The organism is Pseudomonas sp. VI4.1 (genome assembly GCF_002029345.1).
Lineage (GTDB): Bacteria > Pseudomonadota > Gammaproteobacteria > Pseudomonadales > Pseudomonadaceae > Aquipseudomonas.
In genome coordinates, this window is the sequence record NZ_MULM01000159.1 from 67,711 (window position 1) to 74,377 (window position 6,667).

Here is a 6,667-nt window from a genome sequence, read left to right on the forward strand (position 1 = left end):
GAGAATAATAATGACTGACCGTAACTCCGAAGAACTCAATGCCATCCGCGAGGGCGTGCGCGCCCTGTGCGCTGAATTCGACGCGGCTTACTGGCGCAAGGTCGACGAAGAAAAAGGCTTTCCGGAAGTCTTCGTCAAGGCCCTGACCGACGCCGGTTGGCTGGCGGCGATGATCCCGACCGAATACGGCGGCTCCGGCCTCGGCCTGGCCGAAGCCTCGGTGATCCTCGAGGAAGTGAACCGCTGTGGCGGCAACTCCGGCACCGTTCACGGGCAGATGTACAACATGTTCACCCTGCTGCGGCACGGCAGCGAGGCGCAGAAAAGCTATTACCTGCCGAAACTGGCCAGCGGTGAATTGCGCCTGCAATCGATGGCCGTGACCGAGCCCACCACCGGCACCGACACCACCAAGATCAAGACCACGGCGGTCAAGCGCGGCGACAAGTACGTGATCAACGGCCAGAAGGTCTGGATCTCGCGGGTCCAGCATTCCGACCTGATGATCCTGCTGGCACGCACCACGCCTTTGGCCGAGGTGAAGAAAAAGTCCGAAGGCATGTCGATCTTCCTGGTCGACCTGCGTGAAGCCATCGGCAATGGCCTGACCGTGCAACCGATCGCGAACATGGTCAACCACGAAACCAACGAGCTGTTCTTCGACAACCTGGAAATCCCCGCGGACAGCCTGATCGGCGAGGAAGGCAAAGGCTTCCGGTACATCCTCGACGGCCTGAATGCCGAACGCACCCTGATCGCCGCCGAGTGCATCGGCGACGGACGCTGGTTTATCGAGAAGGCCAGCGCCTATGCCCGCGACCGCGTGGTGTTCGGCCGGCCGATCGGGCAGAACCAGGGCGTGCAGTTCCCCATTGCCGAAGCGCATATCGAAATCGAGGCCGCCGACCTGATGCGCTGGCGTGCCTGCGAGGAATACGACAACGGCGAGAACGCCGGGGCCAGCGCCAACATGGCCAAGTACCTGGCGGCAAAAGCCTCCTGGGAAGCGGCCAACGCCTGCTTGCAGACCCACGGTGGCTTTGGTTTCGCCTGCGAATACGACGTCGAGCGCAAGTTCCGCGAAACCCGCCTGTATCAGGTCGCCCCCATCTCCACCAACCTGATCCTGTCGTACGTTGCCGAACACCTGCTCGAACTGCCGCGCTCTTTCTGATAACAAGAGAGATAAATCATGAGCCAGCCCAACAGCATCCGCCCGCTCGACGGCATCACCGTCGTCAGTCTCGAGCATGCCATTGCCGCGCCCTTCTGCACCCGACAACTGGCCGATCTCGGTGCCCGTGTGATCAAGGTCGAACGTCCAGGCGTCGGCGATTTCGCCCGGGGCTACGACCAGCGCGTCAACGGCCTGGCCTCGCACTTCGTCTGGACCAACCGCTCGAAGGAAAGCCTGACCCTCGACCTCAAACAAGACCCGGCGACCGAGGTGCTGGACGGTCTGCTGGCCACCGCCGATGTGTTCGTGCAGAACCTCGCACCCGGCGCCGCTGCGCGAATGGGTCTCTCGTTCGGCGCGCTGCATCAGCGATTTCCGCAGCTCATCGTTTGTGACATTTCAGGCTATGGCGCCGGCGGCCCCTATGAAAAGAAAAAAGCCTACGACCTGTTGATCCAGAGCGAAGGCGGCTTTCTGTCGGTGACCGGCGGCTCGGGCGAAGCAGAAATGGCCAAGGCCGGATGCTCGATCGCCGACATCGCGGCCGGCATGTACGCCTACTCCAGCATCCTCTCCGCCCTGCTGCTGCGCGGGCGAACCGGTGAAGGCAGTCAACATCGATGTGTCAATGCTGGAAAGCCTGGTCGAGTGGATGAACTATCCGATGTACTACGCCTACGACGGCGCGCCGCCGCCCCCACGCGCCGGCGCCGCCCATGCCACGATTTACCCCTATGGCCCCTTCCCCATCGGTGACGGCACCACGGTCATGCTGGGTTTGCAAAACGAACGTGAATGGCAGCTGTTCTGCGACAAGGTGCTGCTGGCGCCGGAATTGGTCAGGGACGAGCGCTTCAACGCCAACTTCAAACGGGTCGAAAACCGTCAGGCGCTGCGGGACTTGATCGTCCAATCGTTCTCGACCCTCAACTTCGATGCGGTCATCGGTCGACTGGACCATGCGCAGATTGCCAACGCCCGGGTCAACGACATGCAAGGGGTCTGGGACCATCCACAACTCAAGGCCCGTGAGCGCTGGCGGCAAGTCGAGACCGCTGCCGGCGCGGTGCCGAGCCTGATACCGCCGGGCAGCAACAGTGCGTTCGAACCACGCATGGATGCCGTCCCGGGCCTGGGTCAACACACCGAACAGGTGCTCAGGGAATTGGGGCTGGGGACGGACCGTATCGAACAACTGCGTGCAGCCGGGGCGATCTGACCGTGACCCCGATCACCGACCTACAGGAGAAATAGCGATGAGCCGTTTAGATTTTTCAGCCTGGATTGGCCGCCGCCAGGAAAGCCAGGACCGAATCAGTTTCACCCTGGTCAAACGCATTGCCGCAACCTTGGGCGAGGTAGCACCCCAGTCTGGCCAACCGCTTCCCCCGCTGTGGCACTGGGCGTTCTTTCAAGAGCCAGTGGGCGCCGACGAACTGGGCCCGGACGGTCATCCCGCCCTCGGTGGCTTCCTGCCGCCGGCCCACAACCGCAATCGCATGTGGGCCGGCAGCCGTATCGAGTTCTACCAGCCGCTGAAGGTGGAGGCGCAGGTGACCTGTGTCTCGACCATTATCAATGTCGAAGAGAAGCACGGCCGCACCGGGTCGTTGCTGTTCGTCACGGTTCGCCACGAGTATTTCCAGGACGGTCAACGTGCCCTGCAGGATGAGCAGGACATTGTCTATCGGGAACCGACCCCACCCAAGCTGAGCGGCACCGAAGTGCTCCCCGACCGCCAATGGCAGGAGCGGGTCGTTCCCTCCCCGACCCTGTTGTTCCGTTATTCCGCGGTCACGTTCAATGGCCACCGGATTCACTATGACTGGCCCTATGTCACCGAGACCGAAGGCTATCCGGGGCTGGTGGTGCATGGGCCTCTGATCGCCACCCTGAACTTGCGCGCTTTTACCAAAGCGCATCCGACCGCGCGACTGGAGCGGTTCACCTTCCGTGGCCTGCGACCGTTGATTTCGCCCCAACCCTTCGAGGTCGGTGGACGCTTGATCGATAGCGGCAAGGCGCAGGTCTGGGCGGGCAATCAGGACGGCATCGCACAAGTCGGCGAAGTAGAGTTCAGCCTGGGAGAAACGCCATGAGTCCGTCGATTGTTCGCTCCGCCCTGTTTGTGCCGGCCACGCGCCCCGAGCGCATCCCCAAAGCCATCGCCACTGGTGCGGATCGGGTCATTGTCGACCTGGAAGATGCCGTGCAGGACAACCTCAAGGACCAGGCCAGGGACAATCTGCAGCGCTTCCTCAGCGAAAATCCGGATGCGCGGATTCTGGTGCGAGTGAATGCCCCGGATCACCGCGCGCATGCTGCGGACCTGCAGCTGTGCCGCCAGCATGCCGGTGTGATCGGGGTCTTGCTGCCCAAGGCGGAAAGCGCGGCACAGGTGCATGCAGCGGCCAGCACTGGCAAACCGGTCTGGCCGATCATCGAGAGCGCCAAAGGCCTGGCTGCACTGCACGACATTGCCGGCGCCCCGGGTGTCGAGCGCTTATCGTTCGGCAGCCTTGATCTGGAACTGGACCTGAACCTGACCACCGGTAGCCGCGCCGCCGAGGCGTTCCTCAGCCACGCCCGCTACGCGGTAGTGCTCGGCACCCGGGTCGCCGGCCTGGCCCCGGCGCTCGACGGCGTCTTTCCCTCGATCCAGGACACCGCAGGTCTGCATGACGCCGTTCAGTTTGCCCGCGACATGGGGTTTGGCGGCGCGCTGTGTATCCATCCAAGCCAGGTGGCGATCATCCATCAAGCGCTGACACCCAGCCCTGAAGAACGGCACTGGGCGCAGCGCATCATGGAGGCCGCGACCTCGGGCGAAGGGGTGTTCGTGCTGGATGGGCAAATGGTCGATGCGCCGGTCATTGCGCGCGCTCAAGCGATCCTCGGGCGCGCGAATTAACCCGAAGGTTTCACCGCGACACCTGTAACGGGAGCAGCGATCGGCGCCCGTTATTTACGCCTCTGCCTGCACCACCCCGCGCTCCTCCAGCAGCCGTACAAACATGGTCAGGCTTTGCGACACCGTGCCCCGGCGCCACACCAGCCAGGTGCGCAGGAACCGGAACGACTCCGACAACGGCCAGACACTCACCGTGGCGCAGCCGGGCATGTTCTGGAGCATGCTGCGGGGCATCAGCGCCAGGCCGGCTCCGGCGCTGACGCAGGCCAGCATGCCGTGATAGGACTCCATCTCGAAAATCCGCCCGGGCACCGCTGCGTCCTTGGCGAACCAGCTTTCGAAGTGATGCCGATAGGAGCAATTGGAGCGGAAGGCATAAATGCTCTCGCCGTTGACGTCCTGCGCGCGAAGAATCGGGCCATGGTTCAGCGGCGCGATGAGCACCATCTCTTCCTCGAATGCAGGCACCCCTTCCAGGGCCGGGTGCAACACCGGGCCGTCGACAAAGGCGGCGGCCAGCCGGCCCGACCAGCACGCCATCGATCATGGTCCCGGAAGGTCCGGTGGACAGGTCCAGCTCGACCTTGGCGTAGCGCTGGTTATAGGCGGCCAGCAGCTCGGGGATGCGCACCGCCGCGGTGCTCTCCAGCGAGCCCAGGGGGAACGAGCCTTGCGGCTCCTCGCCCGCCACTGTGGCCCGGGCTTCCTGGACCAGGTCGAGGATACGCCGGGCATAGTCGAGAAAACTCCACCCCGCCGGAGACAGGCGCAGCCGACTCTTCTCGCGGATAAACAGGTCCACGCCCAGGTCCAGCTCCAGCTGCTTGATCCGCGTCGTCAGGTTCGAAGGCACCCGATGTATATGCTGGGCGGCCACGCTGATACTGCCGTGCTCGGCCACGGCTTTGAAAATCTCGAGCTGTACCAGATCCAAGTCATTCTCCAAACGTGAACGATATACTCAGTATTATTCAGTTTCCAGAACCCGCTCGCCAGCTTAATCTGAGCCCATACCCACCCAGCAGGACGGTGCCATGAGCCAGATTTCCAGCCTCACCCATGCCATTTCGATCAACCCCGCCAATGGCGAGCAGATCGGCCACTATCCGTTCCAGTCCGCATCGGACCTGGACGCCGCCCTGGCCCGTGCCGCTGCCGGATACTCGACCTGGCGTCATACGCCTGTCGAGCAACGTGCCCAGGCCCTGGTCGTGCTCGCCCGGACATTGCGCGACAACGCCGCCGCAATGGCGAACATGATCACCCTGGAGATGGGCAAGCCCATCGCCCAGGCGCGCGGCGAAATCGAAAAGTGTGCACAGCTGTGTGAATGGTATGCCGAACACGGCCCGGCCATGCTGACCGCCGAGCCGACGATGGTCGAAGGTGGCAAGGCGCGCATCGAATATCGCCCGCTGGGGCCGATTCTCGCGGTGATGCCGTGGAACTTCCCGATCTGGCAAGTGCTGCGCGGTGCGGTGCCAGCCTTGATCGCCGGCAATACCTACGTCCTCAAGCATGCGCCAAACGTCATGGGATCGGCCTATTTGCTGCGTGATGCCTTGCAGCTCGCCAATTTCCCGCAAGGCGTGTTCGAGGTGATCAATGTCACGCCGGACGGCGTCTCCACGGCGATCGCCGATCCACGCATCGCCGCGGTGACCCTCACCGGCAGCGTGCGCGCCGGCATGGCTATTGGCGCCCAGGCCGGTGCCGCGATGAAGAAGTGCGTGCTGGAACTGGGTGGCTCCGACCCGTTCATCGTGCTCAACGACGCCGACCTGGATGAAGCCGTCAAAGCCGCCGTCATTGGCCGTTACCAGAACACCGGGCAAGTCTGCGCGGCGGCCAAGCGCCTGATTGTCGAGCAAGACATCGTCGCGGAATTCACGCGCAAGTTCGTCGAAGCCACGCGCCAACTGGTGGTCGGCGATCCATTGGCGGCCGATACCTATATCGGTCCCATGGCCCGTTTTGACCTGCGCGATGAACTCGATCAACAAGTCCGCGACACCCTGGAAGAAGGCGCGACCCTGCTGTTGGGTGGCAAAAAGGCTGAAGGTCCTGGCAACTATTACGAGCCTACGGTATTCGCCGATGTCACCGACCAGATGACCTCGTTCAAACAGGAACTGTTCGGCCCGGTCGCCTCGATCATTACCGCGCGAGATGCCGCCCATGCCCTGGCGCTGGCCAACGACAGCGAGTTCGGACTGGCCGCGACCATTTACACGCGCAATGTCGAGCTGGCGCAGCAGATGGCCGGCGAACTGGAAACCGGCGGCGTGTTCATCAATGGCTACTGTGCCAGCGACCCGCGCGTGACCTTTGGCGGCGTGAAGAAAAGCGGCTTTGGCCGGGAGCTCTCGCACTTCGGCGTCCGCGAGTTCTGCAATGCGCAGACAGTGTGGCTGGATCGACGTTGATGGGTCCCCTGTGTAGGGCCGGCTTGCTGGCGAAGGCGTCTGCATGGGCGCTGCAAGGCTCAAGGCCGCCTTCGCTGGCAAGCCAGCTCCTACACGATTACCTGCGTACCGATGGTTTGCGGAAAACGCCAAACCCTGTGTAGGAGCCGGCTT

Annotated in this window: 4 protein-coding genes and 2 pseudogenes; 5 read left to right on the top strand and 1 reads right to left on the bottom strand. The window is 63.1% G+C overall.

The genetic code is table 11. The features are described from left to right. Positions 1-10 precede the first annotated feature (10 nt). The 4 genes and pseudogenes from BZ163_RS17745 (at position 11) to BZ163_RS17760 (ending at position 4,088) form a co-directional block, all read left to right on the top strand. Positions 11-1,174, top strand: a complete 1,164-nt coding sequence (locus tag BZ163_RS17745; protein ID WP_128871990.1) for an acyl-CoA dehydrogenase family protein — start codon at positions 11-13, stop codon at positions 1,172-1,174. Positions 1,175-1,192: 18 nt separating this feature from the next. Next, a pseudogene (locus tag BZ163_RS17750) lies at positions 1,193-2,396 on the top strand (CaiB/BaiF CoA transferase family protein). Between the two features lie 37 nt (positions 2,397-2,433). Continuing rightward, positions 2,434-3,276: a MaoC family dehydratase N-terminal domain-containing protein gene (locus tag BZ163_RS17755; protein ID WP_128871991.1), complete on the top strand. Its 843-nt coding sequence runs from the start codon at positions 2,434-2,436 to the stop codon at positions 3,274-3,276. Continuing rightward, a complete protein-coding gene (locus tag BZ163_RS17760) occupies positions 3,273-4,088 on the top strand; it encodes a CoA ester lyase (protein ID WP_128871992.1) in 816 nt (271 codons plus the stop codon). The genes BZ163_RS17755 and BZ163_RS17760 overlap by 4 nt, the downstream gene beginning before the upstream one ends. 54 nt (positions 4,089-4,142) lie before the next feature. On the opposite strand, the pseudogene BZ163_RS17765 reads toward BZ163_RS17760, so the two are convergent. Continuing rightward, positions 4,143-5,022 (bottom strand): annotated as a pseudogene (locus BZ163_RS17765) (LysR substrate-binding domain-containing protein). Positions 5,023-5,122: 100 nt separating this feature from the next. On the opposite strand from BZ163_RS17765, the gene BZ163_RS17770 reads away from it, so the two are divergent. Further along, the gene (locus BZ163_RS17770; protein ID WP_128871993.1) at positions 5,123-6,514 is read left to right on the top strand and encodes an aldehyde dehydrogenase family protein; all 1,392 of its coding nucleotides are present in this window, start codon (positions 5,123-5,125) and stop codon (positions 6,512-6,514) included. Positions 6,515-6,667 lie beyond the last annotated feature (153 nt).